The following is a 22434-nucleotide window of genomic DNA, read 5'->3' as shown; positions in this document are numbered from 1 at the left end:
TGGAAAATCTCTGGAAATTCTTACCGAGAATATAATATTTTAGGATAATTGAAAGATCAATTGAATATTTCTTAAGTCGTTTCCGTCCCCGATTCGGGAAATGGTTCCCGAACCGGCCGGCGCCTCTTTTCGCAAAATATTTGACAACGACATACAAAGTGCTACCCTTTCCTATTATTATTTTGTATACAAAGTAAGCGCTCAAGCAGGTGGAGGAAGCGACCTTGTCCCTTCATAAAAAAATAAATAGCCCCGATCCAGGCGGTACGTTGATTAAGGCCGCTTGAGTGAACCCCGGGACCCGCTGCCGCTGTTTTGCGAAATAGGAGAAAGCGGTCCCTTTCTGATCCAACAAAGGAGAAAAAAGATGAACCGATGGAAGATGACCCTACTTCTGCTTGCAACCCTGACGGTTGTTTTGCCGGCGTGTAACCGGAAGATGGAAAACAGCGCCTTAAAGACCGAAGGAACAGAAGCTCCCGGTCTGAGCGCGCATGCCGCCCCTTCGACGGAGGGGATGCCCAGACACGATTTAATGGAAGTGATTCCTCCCTCTTCGAGTTCGGCGCAAGTTCCAAAGCAGACGGCGATGGGGGTTCCCAAGAAGGCGCTTCAACTTCAGGATACCTTCTTTGATTATGACAAGGCGCTCCTTCGGCAAGAAGCAAAAACCGGATTAATAGAGGATGCAAAAGCGTTAAAGGAACATCCTGAAACAAAAGTCACGATTGAAGGGCATTGCGACGAGCGAGGGACGACCGAGTATAACTTAACTCTCGGAAACCGTCGGGCGGAGGCGGTAAAGCGATATCTGATCGATTTGGGTGTTGCCCCCTCCCAGCTCTCGACCATCAGCTATGGAAAAGAGAAGCCGTTCTGCTCCGAACAGAGCGAGGGATGTTACCGTGAGAATCGGCGAGCCCATTTTGTTTCGCCGGGTGCAGAAAATTGAGAGAGGTTGTTTCAGTGTGAATGTTTGAGAGAGGCGCAGGGCCTCTCCCAAACGGTATTCCGTGACCAAAGATTCGAAGATCAAGGATGGTTTTGCATCGTCAGGCCGACTTCAGGCGTTGTCTGCGTTTCCGACGGGCGGGAAACCGGCTTCTGCGCGCTTTGCAAGAGGTCACATCCGCTCTCAATGTAGTGGGGACAGGAGGTGCAGACCTCTTTCGACATTCTCTCGGCGGCGGCCATGATCGCTTCGCTCGCCCGATCGAAAATCCGCCACTCCGGGATGCGGTCGATCAGCTCCATTTTTGTCAATACGGAGCGAACCTGCGGCTGTAACCCGCTGATATAAAGCTTCGCGCCGATATGCTCCGTATGGTCGAGAATGGCACGAAAGGCCATGACGCCGGTGGCGTCGATCATCGTGACCAGCCGGAGACGAAGAATCAGGACTTTCATGTCAAATCTTTTCTTCACCTCATTGACGAACTTCTCCGCCGCGCCGAAGAAGATCGGCCCGCCGACCTCGAAGACCACGACATAGGGACAGACCTGAATCGGCTCGGCCTTTTCGGGGGTTTTGAGGATTGAATCGACCGACTGGTTAAGCATTCCGAGGCCGCTCATTCTCCGGATGAAGAGGAGCCCCGCGGCGATCAATCCGATCTCAACCGCCAGGATCAGATCGAACGCCACCGTGATACCGAAGGTGATCAGCAAGACGATCCGGTCGGCTTCGGGGGCGCGAAAGACCGCCCGGGTGCTCTCCCACTCCACCATGCGGAAGGAGGTCATCATTAAGATTCCGGCCAATGCGGCGAGGGGGATATGGGCGGCGAAGTCGGCGAGGAAAAACATGATGATCACCAGCGTGACACTGTGAAAGATGCTGGAGAGGCGCGACTTCGCCCCGCTCTTGACGTTCACCGCCGTCCGGGCGATCGCGCCGGTAGACGGAATCCCCTGAAAGAAAGCGGTCACAATGTTCGCCAGCCCCTGCCCGACCAGCTCCTTATTGCTGTCGTGGCGTTCGGAGGTCATCATGCTGTCGGCGACCACCGCCGAGAGGAGCGATTCGATGGATCCAAGCGCCGCCAATGCCAGCGCCGGCCGAATCAAAAGTGAAAGATCTCCCCACGACCATTTGGGAAGCTGGGGGCTTGGAAGGAGGTGGGGAATCGCCCCGATCGTCGGGACATTCAGGTGGAGCAGGGCCGCCAGTGCGGTGATCAAGGTGAGACCGATCAAAGAGGCCGGCACCCGGCGGGTGATGGAGACCGGCATCATCCACATGATCAGGAGGATCGCGGCCGTCAGAAGAACCGCCGAAAGGTTCGCCTGCGGAAGGTGGGTAACCGTGATATAGATCTTTTCAAAAAAATTCGCATCTCCGGCGGCCGGGAACTGCAGGCCGAGGGCATTGTTCAGCTGACCGGCAAAGATAATCACGGCGATTCCATTCGTGAAGCCGGTGATCAACGGATGAGGAATATAAAGGACGAACCGCCCCATCTTCGAGAGACCGAGGGCGATCTGGAAGACGCCGGCAAGAATCGCAGCGACCCAGAGCTTCTGTATCCCATACTGCGCAACAATCCCGGCGAGGATCACCGCCATAGCGCCGGTCGGTCCGGTAATCTGTACTTTCGAGCCGCCGAAGAGGGCCGCCACGACAGCGGCGACGATCGCGGTGTAAAGCCCGTATTTCGCATCGACCCCTGAGGCGAGCGCAAAGGCGAGCGCCAGCGGGAGGGCAACAATCGCCGCGGTTATCCCTCCCCAGAAATCGCCCGCCACATCGACGAGATAGTTTGTTTTTGTAAACATCCATACCCGATCGACATAAGAAACCGACGACGTAACCACCGGCGTCGGCGTAACCACCCCCGTTTTCATCTGGTCCCTTTCTCAAATAAATCAATTAGACATGAACAACGTGTTCAAATTAACTATAGCAAATAATGCAACATGTCGCAAATAAATATATGTTGCATTTGCATGATGAATCGTGTAGCATCTGGAGGGTGCATCGTCCACGATGACATCGCCGAGTGGACCGGAGGGAATATGAAAAAACATAAAGATTTGATTGCCGTGCTCCGTCATAATCAGCAGCGGATTACACCGGCCCGGCAGATTTTGCTTCAGTACTTCATCGATCATCATTCGAGGGACCTCTCCCTGCCGGAGATCGTCGCGCATCTTCAGGACAAGCTCCCCGGCATCAACCGGTCGAGCATCTATCGAAATCTGGAGATGCTCAAGCAGCTGAGCGTGATCCAGGAGATCAGCGTTCCGGGAAAAGGGAAGCGGTATCAGTTTATCTTCGAGCAGCCGGTCCACCATTTCATCATTTGCAAAGCGTGCGGTAAAGTCAGCAAAGGGAACCGGAGCTTCTTCGAACAGGTGGAAAGGGCGCTGCGGGAGATCCACGATTTCCAAAAAGCGAATCTCTCGGTCACCTTCTACGGCTTTTGCTCCAAATGCCAGACGGCGTAGGACCGATTCGATCGGGATGGACCGGGTTTACGCGGGCGGCGCCATCAGCTATGGGCCGACACAATTTCAATCGTCCCTCTCATCCCCTTGTGATACGGGCAATAAAAATCGTACAGCCCCGCCTTTTTCTTCGGCACCCTGATTTTCTGGACCCCGCCCGGTTGAACGACCCCTTGATATGCAAACGCCGGGATGATCAGCCCGTGGGTGTTCGCTCCCTTGTTCTCGATTGAAAGGACGCTGCCGCCTCTCACCTTCACCTGAAGGTAACGCGGAGAGTAATAGTTGTCCCGGGCGACGAGGAAGGGGGCGCCGGGGTTTTGCTCGATCAGCTTCGGGACCTTCGGAACATGGACCTGGGGGCCGACGCTGGCCGATCCGAATGAAACGAATCCGAATAAAGCTGATGAGATTAGAAGCGTGACCGCCGTGCGGAGCCGGGCCTTCCTCCCTGTCGAGCCGCTGAACGACGACCGTTTTCCTGAAACCCTTTTCGAAAAATCTCCCCTGCTTTCCATCGGCCCCTCCCAAAATAAAAAAGCCCCCCGCCTGTTTTCTGTGAGGAGCGCCCTTGCTCCAGAAAGGTCCCCGTTGTCCTTCTCCGCTTTAAAAGAGCAAGCCTTATACCAGAGTGGAGTGACAATGCTTTTTGAAGAAAGAGAGGGGGCCGGCATGGGTTTTATACAAATGAAATATATTTTCTATGCATCACCGGCAGGCAGAGGCGCCGATCACTTCATTGGATCGGCCGACGTTTTTGCATGAAATGCGACAGAAAGAAGGGAGACCGGTTTGAGCGAGGGACGATCACGCTGCGTTGGGGAGAGACGACGTTGAAAAAGAGTTCGATTAAAATCTAGGAAGAGGATGCCGTGGCAGGGCCCGGACGGAAAGCAACCGCAGGCCGTTGTGACGTCGGTCGGCTTGCATGAGGGGCCGGTTGGATCGGCTTGAAACGGATGAGCGCGGCCGGCGGACGCTCCTCCGGCGGCTGAAAGGAAGGGGTTTACTACCCTCCTTGGTTTAGGACGGTGCCAAGGATCGGAACCCCCCTCAGCAGATGCAGCGCCCGCTCCACTTCTTCCGTCTGCGTGCGGCCGGCTTGAACGACGAGAAGCATCGCATCGACATAGGGAGAGAAAGCGAGCGCATCGGCGGTTTGGAGAAGCGGGGGGAGATCGAAGAGGACCACCCGGGAGGAATACCGGTACTTTAATTCATTGACGAGCCCCAGCATCTGCGGAGAGGTGAGGAGCTCGCTCGAGTTTTGAACCGCCCTTCCCGCGGGCAGGATGACCAAGCCGGGAATGCCGGGATGGATCAGCAAATCTTCAATCGGTTTTTGATCGACGAGATAATCGACCAGGCCGGGTCCCTTTCCGAGGCCGAAGAGGGTATGAATTCCGGGATTGCGTAGGTGGGCATCGACCAGCAGGACGGTCTGGTGAACCTCCATCGCCAGGCTCATCGCCAAATTGGCCGTGGTCACCGTTTTCCCCTCGCCGCTCCCGGGGCTGGTCACGGCCAGAAGGTTCCATCGATTCTCCCGCATCCGAAGCATCACCTGGGTTCTCAGCATCTTAAAGGCGTCGGCCAAGGGACCCTCCTCTGCAGCGGTAATGATCCGTCGCTCTCTCAAGCGTTCCAGCGAGGTCGGGACGAGACGGGTGCGGGTGTAAACGATCTCCGCCGACCTCACGGTCCGTTGAAGCGGTTGGGAGAGCTCCCCGTTTCCCTTTTTTTCCAGCTGTGGTTTGCGTGTTGACTCGACCCCTTCCATTTCCCCTCCGTTCATCGATGCTCCATCTCTCTTTATTTAGAAACAAACTTTATTTAGAAACAAAATAAAATATTGATTAATATTCGATCCCGAACCGCCGCAGCGTAGAATACCAAATGACATCGAGTGGAACCCAAAAGAGATGGCAGAGGGTCAGGAGCGATGCCACGAGAATCATCGTGATTAAAATCGTTTTGATCCGTCGTCGCCGGCGGAGGCGAAGGTCCTCCGAGGTGACGATATAAGGGACGACGACCAGCGGCGGCGCTTCCGTAATCTGCCAAAGCCGGTCGGCCGTGTAGATCGAGTGGTCGAGGTTCTCTTTGGCCGCCCCATAGCCGACCCCCCCCACCGTCGCGAAGATCATCGACAATAAGAGGATCACAGAGCGGCGCGGTTTCTCCGGTTTTTCCGGGACCGCCGGGGGATCGATCAGCGAGAAGCGCTCTCCCATCCGCTGCGATTCAAGCCCTTCCGAGACCTGCGCTTCGAGCAGCTTCGATCGAATCTCATGGTACTTCAGAACAGAGTTGTCCCGGTCGCGGGTGAGGTCGAGGTATTGCTGTTCGAAAGAAGGGGTTTTCTCAAGCCGGCGAGCCAGATCGGCGGCCCGTCTTTTGAGGCTCTCCCGCGTTGCACGCATGGAGCTCAGCTCGTTGATCGCGGAGGTCAACTGCGTCTGCATCATAATATAAGCGGGGTTTTCCGGCTTGGGAGGGGCTGCTCGCTCCGGCCGGCTCTGCCGGATCTGCTCCTCCAACGATGCAACAATTTTCCGGGCCTGAATGACGTCCGGATGTTTATCGCTGTATCGCTGGGTGAGCGTCGCCAACTTCGCCCGTTCATCGGTCAGCCGCTTCCAAACAACGTCGGAATTGTCCCGCTCCTGCGTCTCTTTTTCCAAAGCCTCCAGCTCCCGTTTCATCTTGATCAGGTCGGGATGCTGCGGCGACAGGTTGGAGGCGGCGCTCAAATATTGGGCCCGCAGCGCCTTGAGCCGCTCGTCGGTATCCAAGATCCGCTCCCCGCTCGCGGTCATGATCGGGGTATTCGGCTTCAGCGTGGCGAGCTGGCCTTCCAGCAAAATCTTTCGGTCCTCCAGGTTCCGGATCTCCCGATCGACATCCATCAGCTCCCGATCCGACTGGTTCATCAGCTGCATGTTCAGCTGCACCATCTCGGGAAGGGCGCCGTCGGCCCGTTGCTTGAAGAGGGCGATTTTTTTCTCCAGCTGCTCGATCCGGTTCGACAGCGTCTGCGCCTCCTTATTCAGGAACGCGGTGGTTTCCTGGACATTCCGCGAACGGGTCCGGATGTTCTCGGAGAGAAAAAGGCTGGTCAATTCATTGGAGACCTTCTGCGCCAGCTCCGGTGTTTCACCGTCGTAAGAAAGGGTAAAGGCAATCGTCGCATGGGTTTGCTGGCCGGTCCGCCGGTCGACCACCTCGGCGTTGATGACCTCGACATTGATATCGTCGGCAAACCGTTTTAACAACGCTTCGGTCGTCTTCTTTTTTCGCATTTTCGGATAGAGCCCGTCTTCGTCGATGATCTTCAGGAGGTTCGCGCGGCTCATCACCTGATGTTTAATCGTCTCGATCCGCTGGTCGGCATAGCTGGTGACGGTCGAACGGACCAGATCGGCCGGCACCTCCTGCTCCTCGATGAGGATCGTGGCGGTCGAGCGGTAGACCGCCGGGAGAGAAAAGGTGACGATTGCGCCGAGGACAAAAAGAGACAAGAAAGGGATGAGCATCTGCTTTCTTCTCCGTTGGAAGAATTGCAGATAATCCCGCAAATCCTTTGTCCGCTCTTCCACGGAGTGGCTCTTTACGTCAATGGCATTTGAAGGAAGCATCGGTTCATTCATTTTAACTCCTTATCGGGATGAAGTCCAGACCGGACCGTGATAGGTCAACATCCCTGAAATCGAATGGGAGGCCACCCTGATATTGCTCCGCTCGTTGGTCACCGCTGCATACCGGTAGGAGAGGACCGCCTCCCACAGCTCGGCCCATTTCCACGACCATCTCGGCTCGACGCTGTATGAATGGCTGTCCGAGATCGGCAGGTCGTTTCGAAGCGGGTGGGTCTGATAGAAATGGGCCGCCAGATGCCCGGCGGTGTTCTCGGTGAAGGAGCGATCGACCGACCCCCAGAGATGATCGACCTGGAGAAGATATCCCGCCCCGCTCGGATCGACCCGACGGCTGAAGCTCCCCTGAAGTTGGGTCCGCTCGAACCTCTTATCGACCGTTCCCTCCGTCAGCCATCCCGACTCGCGATCGTTCCGGTGAAATTCCCCGATCGAAAGGGTCGTCCACATTTCCCGGGCGCCGACCAAGAGCGTTCCATGGAACGTCTCTGAAAAGGCATGAACGAATCCGAACTGAACTCCCGCCACGTTGGATTCAATCCCTGCGTCGGAGGATTGATACGACAAGAGCTGCGCCCCGCCGGTAACCTGCTCCCTCTCCGAGAGGGCATAGGTCAGATCATACGTCGCCAGATGAGACTGGTAATTAAAAAGCCCCGGCGGCTGATGGCTGTAGCGGGCGTCTCCAAATTGATATCGTGCCACCCCGGAGAGCCGCTCGGTGATCACCCGATTCCAGGTTAGATTCATGATTTGCAAATCCCGTCTCCCCGTCCCGAGGACCAGCCCCGTCTCCTGCAACTCGCTCCGCCAGGTCGAGTCATGGGCGGAGCTCCCCTCCAAGCCGAATGTATCGAGCTCGCCCTTATACCGGGCCGAGAGCTTTAAAAAAAGATCGTTCGCGTCGAGTTCTTCCGTCTTCCAAAACCGGGAGAAGACGGCGGAGAGATCGCCGCTCACCTCCCACTGCTCCATCGCCGCGCGCCCCCGGACCGACGGCGAGAGCGAGTATTCCCAGATCGTATCGTGCGGCGCGGCCGTCATCAAAAGGTTCGTGTTCACCTGCTCTCTCAGGAAGAGCGAAGGGACCACGGTGTATTCGACGGCATCGCACGTTCGGGCCGAGATCCAGAGGAAAAGCACGCCGAGGAGAATCGCTGTCCGGCCCATTTCCCACGCCCGGGGACAAGGAAGCCGTCCGCCGAGTGTCTGGCTCACGGCACAACCACCACGTCACCCCGTCTGAGCAGGATATTCTGTTCCAGATGCTCTCCTTGAATCGCCTCCGAATAACGGAAGAGATAGGTCTGCTGCGCTCCGTTTTCCCGGCGCAAGACCCGGATCCGGTTCTCGGCGGCATAAGGGGTCAAGCCGCCGGCGAGGCTGAGCGCCTGCATGACATCGGTCTCATGTCCGACCAGGTATTCGCCCGGCCGGGCGACCTTTCCCAAGACGTAAATTTTGTAGCTGTTCACCTTTTGAACCTCGACCGACAAGGTCGGGTTCGGAATAAAAGGGGTCAGCCGCTTCGTCAGCTCCGCCTTCAGATCTTCCACCGTTCGACCCGCCGCCTGAAGGTCGCCGACCAAAGGGAAGGAGATCCGGCCGTCGGGCCGAACCAACACCTCCCGGGTGAGCGCCTCATCCTTCCAGATCGACACATGTAAGACATCTTCCGGTCCCAGCAAATATCCCGGCTCGATTCCTTTTCCGTCTACGCCGAATAAGATGGAAGCCTGGAAAAAAATCCCCCAAAGGGTTAACCAACCGATACCTTTTTTCATCCTACCCCTTTTTCTCAGCCAACAGCGCTTTTGCCTCTTCCGACCCTGGAAATGTTTTGCCCGATTGGAGCGCCTTTGTCAAGGCTTGTCTCCCCTTTTTGACCTCTCCCGCCTTGTAATAAGCGACCCCGAGGTGATAATGAAAGACCGGTCGGTCGGGCGCTTCCAGCGTCGCACGTTGAAGGAGCCGGACCGCCTGGTCGGCCTGTCCCATTTTGACATAGACCCAGCCGAGGGTGTCGAGAAAGGGGGCCTGCGGGGCGGTATTTTCAAAATCCCGGCTCAGCGCCAACGCGCGCTCCAGACTCTTCGGATCTCCCTTCTTATCGGCCAGGAGGGAGGCCAGGTTGTTGGCCGCCACGACCGATTTGGGATTCTCCTTCACGATCGATTCATAAACCCCGATCGCCCGATCGATCTGCTGGGTGTCGCTCAGCACCGACGCCAGCAGCAGTCGAAGCTCATCCGATTTAGGATTGGAGGCGATCCCCGACTCCAGCAGGGAGACCGCTTCGGCCGGCTGTTTTCGAGAGAGCCGAATTTGTGCCCGCTCGATCCAGGGATTGACCCAATCGGGCTTCAGCCGGCTCGCCTCTTGAAGCTCCCGCTCCGCCGCCGCCCACTCCCTCTGGACCAGCCAGACCTCTCCCAACATCCCGTGGGCGTAGGGATGGGTCGGTCGGGCGGCCACGACCTGCTGAAGATATTGAAGCGACTCGCGCGTCTTCCCCCGGCTTAATTCAATTCGAACCCGCGCAAAAAGCGGGTCGGCCGCGTCCGGGCGGAGCGCGGCGGCCCGATCAAACGAAGCGATCGCTTTGTCCCACTCCCGGCGGGCGGAATAGAGCTCCCCTTCCGCCATCCCGACCACAAAGTCATTCGCCCCGATCGCGCGCGCCTTCTGAAGGGTTACCTCCGCGCCATGCAGATCGGGCTCGGTCATCTGCAGACCGAACAGCATCAAGGTCGATTCCAGATCGTTCGGAGTCTCTTTGAGGATCGCTTCCACCCGGTCACGCGCAGCCTTCCGCTTTCCGGCCGACGCATCGATCCGGGCGAGGGCGCGGCGGGCTTCCAACTGACTCGGGTTCAGTGCGACCGCCCGTTCAAAACTCTCTCGTGCCAGATCCGCTTCTTGGGTCAAGAGATAGGCCTCTCCGAGCTGGGCATGAATGTCGGCCCGGTCGGGCTGGTCTTTCAAGACGCTCCGGAAGGCTTGAATCGCCTCTTTCCCTTCCCCTTTTCCGAGGGACATCTTTCCCTTTAACACCAGCGCCTCGGAGGCGGCCGGATTCTCCTGGAGCACCTCTTTCAACCGGGCCGTCGCCTCCTCCTTTTTCCCTTCGGCGAGATCCAACGTCGCCAGCTTCACCTTTGCTTCAAGCCCTTGCGGATGGGTCCCCTCCTGATCAATAATTTCCTGATAGACCCCCCGCGCCCGGCTCCCCTGCCCGGTCGTTTCATAAAACTGGCCGAGTGCAAACGGAATCTTCATCGACCGGGGGAGCGCCTTTTTCGCCTCCAACAAGATCGCCTCTCCCTCCTTGAGATTGCGCTCTTTCGCGAAGAAGTCGGCGAGGACCAGCCGCCGCTCCTCGCTCTCCGGATCGAGACGGACCGCTTCGCGGAGCGCCGCTTCCGCTTTGGCCGACTCGTTTCGAGAGCGGTAGAACGCCGCCAGCCGGACCCGGTGTTCAAAGGCCTTCGGTTCCATTCCGACGATCTGTTTGAGGATTCCTTCCGTTTCACTGAACCGTTCCAACCGGACCCACGTATTGCCGAGGTTGTTCAGCAGGACGACGTTTTCGGGGTGGAGCTGGACCGCTTTTCGCAAGACCTTTTCCGCTTCCTCCCAGCGTTTCTGGTCGGTATAGACGGCGGCGAGGAGGCTGGTGGCGTCGGGCTCGCCGGGGTTTCGTTGAAGAATCTTCTGGAGCTGCGCGATCGCCTCCCCCTTTTGTCCCTTCTTGAGGAGGACGGCCGCCTGGAAGGTTTCGGCCACCGGATCGTTCGGATGTTTGACCAAGATATGATGGGTCAGCTCCGACACCTTGTCGGTCGCTCCCCCCTCCAGATAAAACCGGCTCAGCTTGATCAGGCCGTCACGATGGTCGGGATCGAGCTCAATGACTTGAGCGTAATAGCGGAAGGCATTCATCCAGTTCTTTTCCTTCTCCTCGACCAGGGCATAGAGATAGGTCGCATCGGCATCTTTCGGATCGATCTTGAGGACGTTGCGAAGGGCGACGCGCGCCTTCGGCCAATTCTCTTCCTGAATATATTGCTGGGCCCGTGCGGTATATTTGGCCTTTCTCGCCTCCGGTCCGCCGCACCCGACCAGAAGGATCAGGAAAACCAGCATTGCTGTTTGGACCACACCCCGCTTCATGACCTTCCTCCCGCCTGGACGCTGACGCCCAAGATATCCGAACCGATCCGATTCAATTCAACCCCATTCACTTCAATCCGACCCCGCCCTTACACCACCCAGGCGCGAACCCCCAAAACCAACAGCGCCCAGAGGGCCGACAGGCCGAGCTGCATCGTCCGCTCCGAAAGCCGGCTGAGGAGCAGCTCATACGCGAAGAAAAGGATGATTAATTTCCCTGCGATCAGGCCGACGAGGATCTCGCCGACCCGCATCTCCGGCAACACCGGAACGATCAACGTGAAAAAAAGAACGAGATAATCGAGCGGGGTCATCTGAAACGGCTGCTCCCGGTTGACCTGGATTGCAATCAGCACCATCACCGCCACCCCGATGAAAAAAAGATTTAAAAAAGTATGGATCGGCCAGCCGCTCCCGCTCGGCGACTGCTCATTCAGATAGACGATAAAAGCCCCTCCGACATAAAGCCCCAGCCGGATCAGCAGCGGCGCGGAGCGTCTAAAGAAGAGCAGCCCCAACAGAAGCAGGCTGAAAAGAATGATCGCCAAGAGTCCGAAATCGCCCGGGATCTGCCGCGGGATAAAGACACTCACCACCAAGAAGAGCGGAATCCCGGCGCCCAACAGCTGGGTCGGAAGCTCGGAGAAGAGGCGGCTCTCCCGGACTTTCCGAACCATGCTGATCGAGAGAGCGTGTTCCCGGTCGGGCCGATGGAGCTGCACCCGGCCCTGCCCGGCGAGAAAGAAAAGAGAGGAGACCGAAAGGGCCATCATCCCCCATGCCGCCATCAGGAACATCTCTCCCCGCCAATGCAGGAGCACCGCCAGGCTGACCATCATCGCTTGAAAGGCGTAAATCAGCGTGACCGCCTCATGATGATAAGAGCCGATCGCCAAAAGCTTGTGGTGAAGGTGGTTCCGGTCGGCGACGAAGAGCGATCGCCCCTCCGTCCATCGCTGCGCCATCACGCCGAGGGTATCGAGGATCGGCAAGCCGAGAATCAGGAGCGCCACCCAAGGGCTGTATCCGCCGCGGATCCCGTCGGTCAAAAGAATCGCGGCGACGCCGAGCGAAAAACCGAGGAACTGACTCCCGCCGTCTCCCATAAAAATCCGAGCGGGATAGGTGTTGAAGCGTAAGAATCCCAAGATTCCCCCCATGGCGGCGAGGGAGAGAGAGAGAACGAGCGGATCGGCGGCCAAATAGGCCAGATAGGCAATCCCGCCGAAGCTGAGGAGCGAGAGCCCTCCCGCCAGGCCGTCGAGACCGTCCGACAGATTGATCGCATTGGTCACCCCGAGCAAGGTCAACACCGTCAGAGGAACGCTGACCCAGACCGGTATCGCCATCTCATCCATAAAGGGGAAGGTGGTCAGATGGACCTCGCCGACCTCCACCACGATCACCGCCGCCGCCAGCTGCGCCAAGAATTTTTTCTTAAAATGGAGGCCGAACCGGTCGTCCAAGACGCCGAAGCAGACGATGACGCCGGCGCCGAGGAGGTAGGCGACCATCAACCGGTCGAGCGGCAGCCAGATAAGGAGCGAGACGAGGGCGCCGGTCGCAAAGGCGATTCCTCCGATTCGCGCGATCGGCTCCGCATGCATCTTTCTCCCGCCCGGAAGATCGACCACATGGAGGTAAGCGGCCGACTTCATCAAGATCGGAATCAATGTCATGCAGATCACCATGGAAGAAACAAAAATAAAAAAGAGATTAATCATCTGATTGCACTTTCTCCCATCCTTGGGTCTCTATTCTGGAATATATCGGTCCAACAGCGGACGGACCGTTTTTGCAAATTGCATCAGCTTCTGGTCGGCGGCGGCATCGTCCGACCCTGCCGGGAGCGGCACCGTTAACCGAACCAACGCCCCGTCGGTCCGGTTTTTCATCAGTGCATCCCAGAGAAGATAAAACTTCACGAGGTATTCGTTGGTAAGCATCCTTCCCCGTTGTTGGAACCAGTAAAAAACAACCTGCCGTTCTTGCCCTTTTTGAATCAAGACCCGATTGACCTGCAGCGCCTCTTTCCCCGCCGCCGGGCCGTCGATCTGCATCTCTTTGAGCGATGTGATCTCCCATCCCCCGCCCGGAATGCAGGTTCGGGGCGAATGCGCCGACTGCCCCTTTTTCTGAGAACGATAGTAGGCGGCGTAGAGGTTGACGGGAGGATCGCCCGGCTGCTGATAGTTGGCGAGAAGATAATCGTCGAAGCGGAGCGCCTCCCGATAAGCCTGGTCCATCACGAGCGGCTTTCCCTTCCATCCGGCGACCCGCATCGGAAAATCGGAAAAGAAAAGGCGGGGGGGGACGATCTCTTCCCGCGCTTCCAGCTGAAACGAGAGGAGGAGGACCGGGACCAGCAATGCCAATGAGAAAAGATAGGTCGGGGCCGAGAGGGCCGGAATCGCGAATCTTCGAGGGGGTCCTTCCGATCGCGTCGACCCTTTTCCCGGAGAATCGGCGCTCTTCCCGAACCACTCTCGAAAGGGGCGGGGCTTTCCTCCCACGCCGATCCGGCTGAGAAGCCACATCTCCCCGAAGAGGAGGGAGAGACAGACCATGAAAAGGAGCCATCCCGAAAAGCTGTGGAAAAATCCCTCCGCCGTTCTCTTTCCGTAAAGCTCGACCAGCACCCCGGTCATCCCGATACGGAATCCGTTCAAGAAAACGGCGATCGGGAGGCTGGAGAGAAAGAGAACGGCCCGTTTCCAGAAACGGTCTTTAAAAAGATAGGCGCAGAGCAACGCGAACGTCGCCAGGGGGAAGAGGTATCGGAGCCCGCTGCAGGCCTCCACCACCTGGAGCTGGATCGGCCCGAGGTCGATGACATTCCCCTCGCGGAAGGCGGTCACGCCGACCCATTGAAGGCAGCCGACCCCGAGCGCCGAGGAGACCAGCTGCAGGCGGCCCGAGAGCCCCTGGTTGATGAAATCGGGGAGCGGAATCATCGCAAGGAGATAGAAGATCGGAAAAGCGATCGCCCGCGTCCCCTCCCGCCCAAGGGCGGCAAGGGTGAGGCCGATCAAGACGATCCAGAGCGACAGATGGACCAGGACATAGAGGGTGGTCAGCTCGCCGACGAGGTAGAAGGCCACCCCGACCAGGAGGACCGGAATTCCCCACCACGACCCTTGCGGCGACATCTCCCGGAGGCGCTGTCGCCGCTGCCAGAGAAGGGCGAGACTGATCAGCGGGACGAAAAAGCCGTGGCCGTAATTCTCGTCGGCGGACCACTTGTAGACCATATACGCAATCCCTTTGCTGTATATGATTCCAAGAAGAACGGCGGGAATGACCATGCCGAGCCAAAAGAATCGATTTGAAAAGAGCGGTTTCGAACGGAGACGCATCACGGTTACCCGGTTACCTTTTGTCGCAATACCAAAAATGCAAATTTCGGCAGGGCGGTCTGTCGCACAAGCCGTTTCGGTTGAGAGGCCAACCGGTAGAACCATTCCAGATGGAGCCTTCGAAAAAAGAGCGGCGCCCGCTTTACCCGGCCCGAGAGGACATCAAACGTTCCGCCGACCCCCTGGCAGACCTTGATTCGAAGCTCGGGAAGATAGCGTTCCATCCAGAGTTCTTGCTTCGGGCTTCCCAAGGCGACGAAGAGGATCTCGGCCCCCGACGCATTGATTTTTCCGATCACCGCCGGCATCTCCTCCTCCGCCACATAGCCATGCTGGCGCCCCACGATCCGAATCTGAGGAAGGCGTTTGCGAAGCACCTCGGCCGTCTGCGCATTCACTTCCGGGCTTCCTCCAAAGAGAAAGATCGAATAGCCCTTTTGAGCCGCCCGCTCGCAGATTGCCGGCATCAATTCCGATCCGGGAACCCGGTCCATCCGGCCGAGCCGGAGGAACCGCGCCGCCAGGACCACCCCGATGCCGTCCGGAATCAACAGACCGGCTCTCCTCAGTTGGCTCAGAAGCCGCGGATCTTGTCTCGCCTTGATCACCTTCTCGGGGTTGACTGCGATTACCGTTTCCGGCCGGTTTCCCGCGACCATCGCCTCCACCCGCTCCAAGGCCCGGCTCATATCGACGCAGTCGGTCGGGACCCCGAGGATGTCGATCCGCTCCGCGCTCATGAAACCCACCTCCGCAACAAAGAGAGCGCTTCCGAAATTCCAGGATCCTTTTCCGAAAGAGAGGGGATCCCGATCCGGGTGATAAACTCGTGCGGCAGCGATCCGCGATAGCGGACCCGCGCGGTCGTGATCGGCTCCTTTATCCCATAGCCGGGCGATTGCCACCCCAAGATCGGCTCGGTCTCCCCCCGATGCAAGGTGAGATCCCCCCCCTCCACTGAAAGCGAAAGCCGCTCCGTCGGATGCGAGAGGAAAAGGGACGTTCCCTCTTTCTCCGGCGTGAGGCCGAGATGCCAATGCAGCTCCAACGTATGCTCTCCTTCGCCGGAGAGCCAGTCCCAGATCAGCCACCCGCGCGGCGGCTGGTAGACCACCGCCCGCCAATGGGTCACCCCGATTCGCGCATAGCCATTGTGGCGGGCGAGCAGGCGCACCCCGCCGCCCGGAATCTCTTCGCGTCGGACGATCTTGGCTCGGAATGGTTTGGACCAAATGAATGGGCTCTCCTGAACCGCCTGATCGAGGCCATCGACCGTGACCGTATTGTGCGCCGCGGTTCCCCGGAAGTACGCCCGCCACCGGGCCTCTCCGTTGTAAGTATAGGTTCCCGGATCGACCAGCATCTCCGTTTCGCCCCTCCGGAGGGTGACCGACAGCGCATCGGCATGGCCATGGCCATACAACGGCGCCATCCCCAGCCCGCCATGATCGAAGAGAAGGGTGCTCTTTTCGGTCCGACCGCTTGGACTCCCGTCGCCGCAGAAGAGCGAATAGCCGCTCTCCTTGAAAGCGGTCCAGCCGGGGTCCCATCCTGTCTGATCCCAAGACCACCGTAAATAGGGAGAGAGGGCCGCGCCCCGGTCGTCATCCCCGATCGAGGGAGGCCGCGCCGCTCCCCCTTGCATTGCGCCGAGAAAGCGACCGCCCCGCTGAACGGCCGCTCGGATGGTCTGCGGAATCATCCGCTGCTTGCAATCGAGCAATTCCATCACGAGCCCATAGAGATCGAGGATAAAGCGAAGATAGCCGAACGCCTGTTCGACCCCGCCGCCGTCGGGCAAAATTTGATGGTTCGCCTCCTCTTCCAACAAGGCGAGACCGCGCGACCGCCACCGGGTCGCCCCCTGCAGCTCCGGGAAAAGGAAGCCGGCATAGACGAGCCCGGCCGCTTCCGCGATCGTATGGTTTCCGGCAGAGGAGTGGAGCGACAACCGCTTGGCGATCAGCGCCGCATGGCTCTCCACCAGCCCGACCAAGGTCGGCCAGATCCGGTCGGGCTGCTGCAATTTCTCCCGAACGAGGTCGAGGGCATGGCAGACGGCGATCAGGCGAAGCGCGCACTCCATCGCGGAGATATAATGAATCCCGACCCCGAACCGGTTGGCCTCCACCCAGGAGAGGAGCTGCGCTTCCAGCAGCGCCACCGCCCGATCGCTGATTTCGGGCGACGACTGCTTCGCCAACAATGCCAGCCCGACCAACTGCTGAAGGCGGGCGGGCTCCCAAGCGATCCGAATATCCCCATATGGATTGCCCGGCCGGTAGCGAATCGCGCCGAAAAAAACCGAAGGCCATTCGCGCCCGGTGTCGGGAGCGGCATGCCAGACCCCGGCCTCCGGCCGCCATTGCCACTCGAATCCGAATCCGGGGAGCTTCCCTGCAAGGAGCTGTTCGGCGAGCGCCGGATCTTTTGGAAAAGACCATTGAAGCTCCGGAAGCCTCGGCTTTGTGCCGAAGCAGAACTCAAACGCCGAGACATCGACATACCGCTGCCGCGCCTGTTTTCGGCCGATCCGGTGCTGCACCTGCATCACCCGAAGGGCGCATTGCTCGCCGACGCGATGAACCAGCTCGGCCGGACCCATCGCCCGCAGACGCCGGACCACCCATCGAAGACCCCCCATTTTCCCTTTTACTTGTGCCATCCTCTTCCTAAAGCGAATAGACCTGACCGGTTTTAAAACTCTCGACCCCCCGCAGACAGGCCAGGGTGACCGCCCGGATCTCTTCAAACGGGATCGCCGGACCCGATCCCCGGAGCACCGATTCGACAAACTGAGCGAGCTCTCCTTGAAACCCTTTGTCCTGCTTTCCCGATTTGAATTTGCTCTGCTTCCCGTTCGCGTGAAATTCGGAGGCGACGAAATCGTCCATCACCCAGGCCTTTCCATCCCCGAACGCCTCGAATCGCTCCTTCGGAAGGGAAGGATCTCCTCCCGCTGCGTATAATAGGGTGCCGATCGAGCCGTCGCCGAAGGTCAAGGAGAGAAGGCTCTGGTCCTCGGTCAACCCGGAGCTGTGTTGCCCGATCTTCCGACCCTGCACTGAGGTGGCGGGTGCGCCGCAGAGCGCCTGCATGAAATCGATAAAATGACATCCTTCTCCGACGATCCGTCCCCCGCCGATCTCGGGGTCCTGGATCCAATGCTCCGGCGGAATCGCCCCGGCGTTCACCCGATACAACATCACCAGCGGGTTCCTCCTCCCCTGAAAGAAGCGTCTCGCCTCTTCCATGTGGGGAGAGAACCGCCGGTTGAACCCGACCATCAGTTGGAGCCCGTCGTTCGCCTTCGCCGAATAGACTGCAGCGATCTCCTCGAGCTCCGCCTCCGTCAGGCAGAGCGGCTTTTCGACAAAGACATGTTTCCCGGCTCGGAGCGATTCGACCACCATCGTTCCATGATCCTGATGGCGCGTGCCGATCAAGACGGCCGTCACGGCGTCATCTTTCAAAACTTCTCGATAGTCGCTGGAGCAGTACACCGCGCCGCTCTTCTCGGCAACCGCCTTGGCATGCAGCCCGTTGCCGGTGCAGATGGCGCGGAGGGTCACCTCTTTCATCTCGGCCAGCTTGGGGAGGAGGCGGTCTTTGACATGGCTCCCCGCCCCGACGATGCCGAGCTGCAGCGTCCCGGTCTGCTTCGCCGGGCGGAGCTGGATCGTCCGATCCTGCGGGCGGCGCTCTTCCGGAGGATAGACGACCAGAATGCCGAGGTACGGCTCCCGGTTTTCCATCATCATCTGATACGCCTGCTCCGCCTCCTGAATCGGATAGCGGTGGGTGACCAGCCGTTTGACATCGATCTTCTTCTGCTGAATCAGGTGCAGAAAGGCCTCCATGTTCCGCCGCTCGGTCCAGCGGACATAGCCGTAGGGATAGTCGTGCCCCTTCTCTTCATAATCGGCATCGTACCGGCCCGGTCCATACGAAGTGGAGAGGCGCAGCTCCAGCTCCTTCTTGTAATAGGGCTCGCGGGGGAGGGTCATTCCGACCGCCCCGACGACGATGACCCGTCCTTTTCTCCGGCAGATCGTTCCGGCCACCTCGACCGGACCATTCTCTTTGGTGCTCGCGGTGATGATGACCGCATCGACCCCCTGCCCTAGCGTGACATCGGCGGCTGCATCGACCAACCGATCGGGCCCGACCGCCTCGTCGGCGCCGAGCGCTTTGGCGAGGATCAACTTTTCCGGATCGAGATCGGTTGCCACGACGTGACATCCGGCCGCCTTCAGCAGCTGGACGGTCAGCTGGCCGAGCAGACCGAGTCCGATCACGGCGATCCGGTCGCCCAACTGCGGCTCGGCTTGGCGGACCCCCTGCAGGGCGATCGCGCCGAGCGCCACGAATGATGCCTCCTCAAAATCGACCCCGTCCGGAATTTTGACGGAGAGATTCATCGGGACAAAGACGATGCCGGCATGGGAGGCGTAATTCTGCCCGGCGCAGGCGACCCGGTCGCCGACCGAGAACCCCTCGACCTTCTTTCCCATCTCCAGCACCGTCCCGGCGCAGCTGTAGCCGAGCGCCGCGGGGGTGTCGAGCCGCTCAAAGACCATCCTCAACGTGTCGGTGATCCCCTCTTTCTTGATTTTGGCGAGCACTTTTTTCACCAGGTCAGGCCGGTCCATCGCTTTTCCCGCCAAGCTCTTTTGCGCCACCTGGACCGTCGAGCGCTCCGTGCCGGCGCTGATCAGAGAGGCCTGGTTCTCAACGAGAAGGCCGCCTTCGCGGACGGTCGGCGCCGGAACCTCGTCTACCTTTAAAACGCCGGTTCGGTAATTTTGAATGATCTGTTTCATTTTCCCCTCAAAATGTCTATTCGATCTCGATCGATTTCCGCCGATCCCCTGTGCACCCCCTTCGACTCTCTCTCCAACGAATCAGGAACAGGATGGAGTGCGCCGGCGTCGACGCTGCTGAGGATATGGACGAACTTGCCGTTCGGTTTGCGCAGCAGTCGATCGGTATATTGGATTGTCACTACCGTCTCGGGATGAAGTTTCTCTTTAAAATGGCGGTAAAGAGAGGCTTCATGGCCCTCCCTGTAATCGGAGGATTTGACCACCAACACGGTCAGCTCCCCTTTTCGCTCCTGCAGATATTGAATGCCGTTGATGACTTGATACAGTTCGTTGTGGAGGTTCAAGGCGGTCGTGGTCACGAAGGTTCCGTCTCCATTGTAGATCCGATTGCCGCTCCAGCGCCCTTGAATGTCCTTGAGAACCGGAAGCCGGCGCCCACACGCGTCGCAGTGATCGCCGACGAGTTCGGCAACGTCGCCGGTCCGATATCGAATGAATGGCATCCCGGGGTTGTGGAAGGAGGTTCCGACGATCTCCCCTTGCCCCCCCGGTTCGCGGACGACGCGGCCTTTTTCGTCGATCAGCTCGAAATAGCCGTAGGTCGGCTCTACATGATAGTGGTCGGTCCCGGCGCAGTAGCCGGCCAAAACCAGTTTTTCACTGTGGCCATACCAATTGTAAAAGCGGATTCCGAGTCGGTTCTGAATGAGCTCCAACTGATAGTCGAAAATATTTTCCGAACCGGAGAGGAACGCCGTAATCAGAGAGGGATCAAGCCCCTTCCGATGAATAAAAGTCGCGAACTCATACGCGGTCGACGGATAGCAGTGGATGAAGCGAATTTTCAGACGACGAAGGGTCTCATAGATGAACAAAAAATAGTCGTCCGTGAGACGGAAGCCGTCGAAGATCACCTCCCGCGTCAATGGATTAATTAAAAAATCCCGGTCGCCCTCCAGCCGATGGTTCCGAATGACCGCCCGGACAGAGAAGTCATACCCCGCCTGCTCCCAAAGAGAATGCATCGTGGCAAGCTCAACCACATAGCGCTTTTTGGGAGCGATGAAGGTGAGCGGCTTGCCGCTGGTCCCGCCGGTGGTCCCGGTGTCATACGCCTCAAGGTTAATCGTTGGACTGACGAACCGATCATAGTTCTCCAAGATCGTGTCTTTATCGATAAAGCCGATTGTCTCCTCAAATTCGGCAACCGAGCGTATCTTCTTCCCGCCGTAAGCGTCGCGGTAATAGCCGACCTCTTTTATTGCACGGTTCACCGCTTCCAAAAGGGAAGGGGTATTGTCGTAGAAAACAGACGCTTCTCGCAGAAAGCCCCGATAACGGGTGTACTCCGCACCGAACAGGTAATCGGGTCTCCGGTTGAGGGCCAGGAGCCAGCGATTCATCCCGATCGGCAGACGGGTAATGTTCTGTGTGGTCCAGGTTTTTACGTTATGAAGAAGCGCCATCATCTACTTTTTAATCCGCCATTGAAAATGAATATGCCGTCTTCCAAGAATCAGAAAATGAACTCGATGTAAATTCAATGTTAATTCTGTCGCCGATCTCTCATCTCCCTTCCCCGCGAGGGAGCTTCCTATCCCAAATTAATTTGCTGCAGTGGTCACATACTCTATTTTCTCGATATGACCTTTCCATCCGAACTGCGGTTCACAGGAGATACAATACGCTTGTGGAAGGTCGTGGATAAGAAACGCTGCTCCGTCCACCTCAACGCGGATTTCTTCCAGATTAAAATCGCAGAGTCGATACTGGTCCACCTGAAAGGCCCGGGCGATGCACGGAATTTTAAGAGGATCAAATCCCATCAGAGAAGCACTGACGGCATCAATCGCTACCGGATTGGTTCCACAAATGAGATATCCCATCTCCACCGGTTCCGGCGCCAGCGGACCATGCCCTTCCCCCGCCAGAATCGCATCCACAATTCCGATATAGCATTTTGCATTGATCAAAAGATCTTGACGAAGGGTGCCATCGGGGTTGCCATAGAAAAGGACCTTGTTCAGGTCGAGAACCATCCGCCAGAGGGTGTCATTGCCATACCAGTTCCCGCTCCGGATCACCTCCCGGGTGTCTCCGAAAACAGCCCGCCCGACGGCATTGAGGGGGCTCAATACCCGGGCCACCATCGGGTTTTTCAGGACATACTGTTTCAGGAACGCCATCAAAGGACCTTCGAGTCTAGCATTGACGTTGTCGGTTGGAAATTGATCTCCCCCCTCGGACGGACCCCCCTCTGAATGATGCGGCAAATAATTCTTATACGTATTGATCCCGACGAGGTTCTTCAAGCAGCAGGTAATACCGGCTTTCCGGTGGGTCTTCAATTTCGGCAGGTTAATGAAGACATCGGCCTCCAGGACACTCCGGGAGACGCTATAGAGATTGTGGTGGCCGTCATGCGCCCGGTTGACCTCGCTTAAGTCATAGTCGGCGCCGCAGTAGCCCCGCTTCGATTTTAGATGCCCACGGAATTCACTCAGTTCATTCACAAGGTCAATCTCCGTTTTCCCACGCGGATCCCCTGGAAGCGCCATCCGTTTTACCACGATTCCGTCCCGGGTCTCCCATTCGTGTTCTCGTAGATCAAAGACCTCCAGTTCGACATGCGCATCGTGCGCCAGCATTTTCCAATCGGCGACCGGATAATGGCTGATCAGCTTGGCGAACGAGGCCTCCGTCGTTGGACCGTCGGTGATGATGACCTTCCCCTCTCCACCGAGCCGAGCCAGGACTTTGCGCAACACGGCTGTAATCACGGCTGGATGGGTGATGACATATTCCCAATCATCGAGACGATACTTGTGTGACTCGCTGACCCAATTCGGTTTCAGGACGACGGTATCGCCCGGCTTAATTTGTAAAAAGAGCGTATCCGGCAGGTAGCGATCGAGATCTTCTCCATATGTTTTGGCAGAGATGACTTGTACTGAATGACTTAGCATCGTTGGTTTA

16 protein-coding genes are annotated in these 22434 nt (G+C 58.0%); 2 read left to right on the top strand and 14 right to left on the bottom strand.

Annotation, left to right across the window (positions count from 1 at the left end):
- The first annotated feature begins 367 nt into the window (after positions 1-367).
- Positions 368-952, top strand: coding sequence for a peptidoglycan-associated lipoprotein Pal (gene pal, locus HY282_04295; protein MBI3802962.1), 585 nt, complete (start codon positions 368-370; stop codon positions 950-952).
- An 80-nt stretch (positions 953-1032) separates the two neighbouring features.
- Here the strand turns inward: pal and HY282_04290 are convergent, their stop codons facing one another.
- Positions 1033-2844: a SulP family inorganic anion transporter gene (locus HY282_04290; GenBank protein MBI3802961.1), complete on the bottom strand. Its 1812-nt coding sequence runs from the start codon at positions 2842-2844 to the stop codon at positions 1033-1035.
- 171 nt (positions 2845-3015) lie between these two features.
- Between HY282_04290 and HY282_04285 the strand changes: the two genes are divergently transcribed.
- Positions 3016-3447, top strand: a complete 432-nt coding sequence (locus HY282_04285) for a transcriptional repressor (protein ID MBI3802960.1) — start codon at positions 3016-3018, stop codon at positions 3445-3447.
- A 44-nt stretch (positions 3448-3491) separates the two neighbouring features.
- Here HY282_04285 and HY282_04280 read toward each other — a convergent pair whose 3' ends face one another.
- The 13 genes from HY282_04280 to HY282_04220 all read right to left on the bottom strand — a co-directional run bounded on the left by HY282_04280 (position 3492) and on the right by HY282_04220 (position 22424).
- Positions 3492-3965 carry a cupredoxin domain-containing protein gene (locus HY282_04280; GenBank protein ID MBI3802959.1) on the bottom strand — a complete coding sequence of 158 codons (474 nt, stop codon included), beginning with the start codon at positions 3963-3965 and terminating at the stop codon, positions 3492-3494.
- Between the two features lie 491 nt (positions 3966-4456).
- Positions 4457-5227 carry a CpsD/CapB family tyrosine-protein kinase gene (locus tag HY282_04275; protein MBI3802958.1) on the bottom strand — a complete coding sequence of 257 codons (771 nt, stop codon included), beginning with the start codon at positions 5225-5227 and terminating at the stop codon, positions 4457-4459.
- A 76-nt stretch (positions 5228-5303) separates the two neighbouring features.
- A complete protein-coding gene (locus HY282_04270) occupies positions 5304-7097 on the bottom strand; it encodes a lipopolysaccharide biosynthesis protein (GenBank protein ID MBI3802957.1) in 1794 nt (597 codons plus the stop codon).
- A gap of 9 nt (positions 7098-7106) precedes the next feature.
- Positions 7107-8321 (bottom strand): hypothetical protein, encoded by a 1215-nt coding sequence (locus HY282_04265; GenBank protein ID MBI3802956.1) that lies wholly within the window; start codon positions 8319-8321, stop codon positions 7107-7109.
- Positions 8318-8887 (bottom strand): polysaccharide biosynthesis/export family protein, encoded by a 570-nt coding sequence (locus HY282_04260; GenBank protein ID MBI3802955.1) that lies wholly within the window; start codon positions 8885-8887, stop codon positions 8318-8320. The genes HY282_04265 and HY282_04260 overlap by 4 nt, the downstream gene beginning before the upstream one ends.
- Position 8888: 1 nt before the next feature.
- Positions 8889-11276 carry a tetratricopeptide repeat protein gene (locus HY282_04255; protein MBI3802954.1) on the bottom strand — a complete coding sequence of 796 codons (2388 nt, stop codon included), beginning with the start codon at positions 11274-11276 and terminating at the stop codon, positions 8889-8891.
- A gap of 89 nt (positions 11277-11365) precedes the next feature.
- Positions 11366-13000, bottom strand: a complete 1635-nt coding sequence (locus HY282_04250) for an undecaprenyl/decaprenyl-phosphate alpha-N-acetylglucosaminyl 1-phosphate transferase (protein MBI3802953.1) — start codon at positions 12998-13000, stop codon at positions 11366-11368.
- 30 nt (positions 13001-13030) lie between these two features.
- Entirely contained in the window at positions 13031-14632 is a 1602-nt protein-coding gene (xrtD, locus tag HY282_04245; GenBank protein MBI3802952.1) for a VPLPA-CTERM-specific exosortase XrtD, read from the bottom strand.
- A 5-nt stretch (positions 14633-14637) separates the two neighbouring features.
- Positions 14638-15291 (bottom strand): WecB/TagA/CpsF family glycosyltransferase, encoded by a 654-nt coding sequence (locus tag HY282_04240; protein ID MBI3802951.1) that lies wholly within the window; start codon positions 15289-15291, stop codon positions 14638-14640.
- Positions 15292-15368: 77 nt separating this feature from the next.
- Positions 15369-17297, bottom strand: a complete 1929-nt coding sequence (locus tag HY282_04235; GenBank protein MBI3802950.1) for an alginate lyase family protein — start codon at positions 17295-17297, stop codon at positions 15369-15371.
- A 7-nt stretch (positions 17298-17304) separates the two neighbouring features.
- Positions 17305-19455, bottom strand: a complete 2151-nt coding sequence (locus HY282_04230) for a bi-domain-containing oxidoreductase (GenBank protein ID MBI3802949.1) — start codon at positions 19453-19455, stop codon at positions 17305-17307.
- Positions 19452-20927: a phenylacetate--CoA ligase family protein gene (locus tag HY282_04225; protein MBI3802948.1), complete on the bottom strand. Its 1476-nt coding sequence runs from the start codon at positions 20925-20927 to the stop codon at positions 19452-19454. The genes HY282_04230 and HY282_04225 overlap by 4 nt, the downstream gene beginning before the upstream one ends.
- A gap of 135 nt (positions 20928-21062) precedes the next feature.
- Positions 21063-22424: a DUF362 domain-containing protein gene (locus tag HY282_04220; GenBank protein ID MBI3802947.1), complete on the bottom strand. Its 1362-nt coding sequence runs from the start codon at positions 22422-22424 to the stop codon at positions 21063-21065.
- Positions 22425-22434 lie beyond the last annotated feature (10 nt).

Source organism: Candidatus Manganitrophaceae bacterium, from assembly GCA_016200325.1.
Lineage (GTDB): Bacteria > Nitrospirota > Nitrospiria > SBBL01 > Manganitrophaceae > Manganitrophus.
The sequence above is the reverse complement of the archived record's forward strand: the minus strand, read 5'-3'. Positions and strand labels throughout refer to the sequence as shown.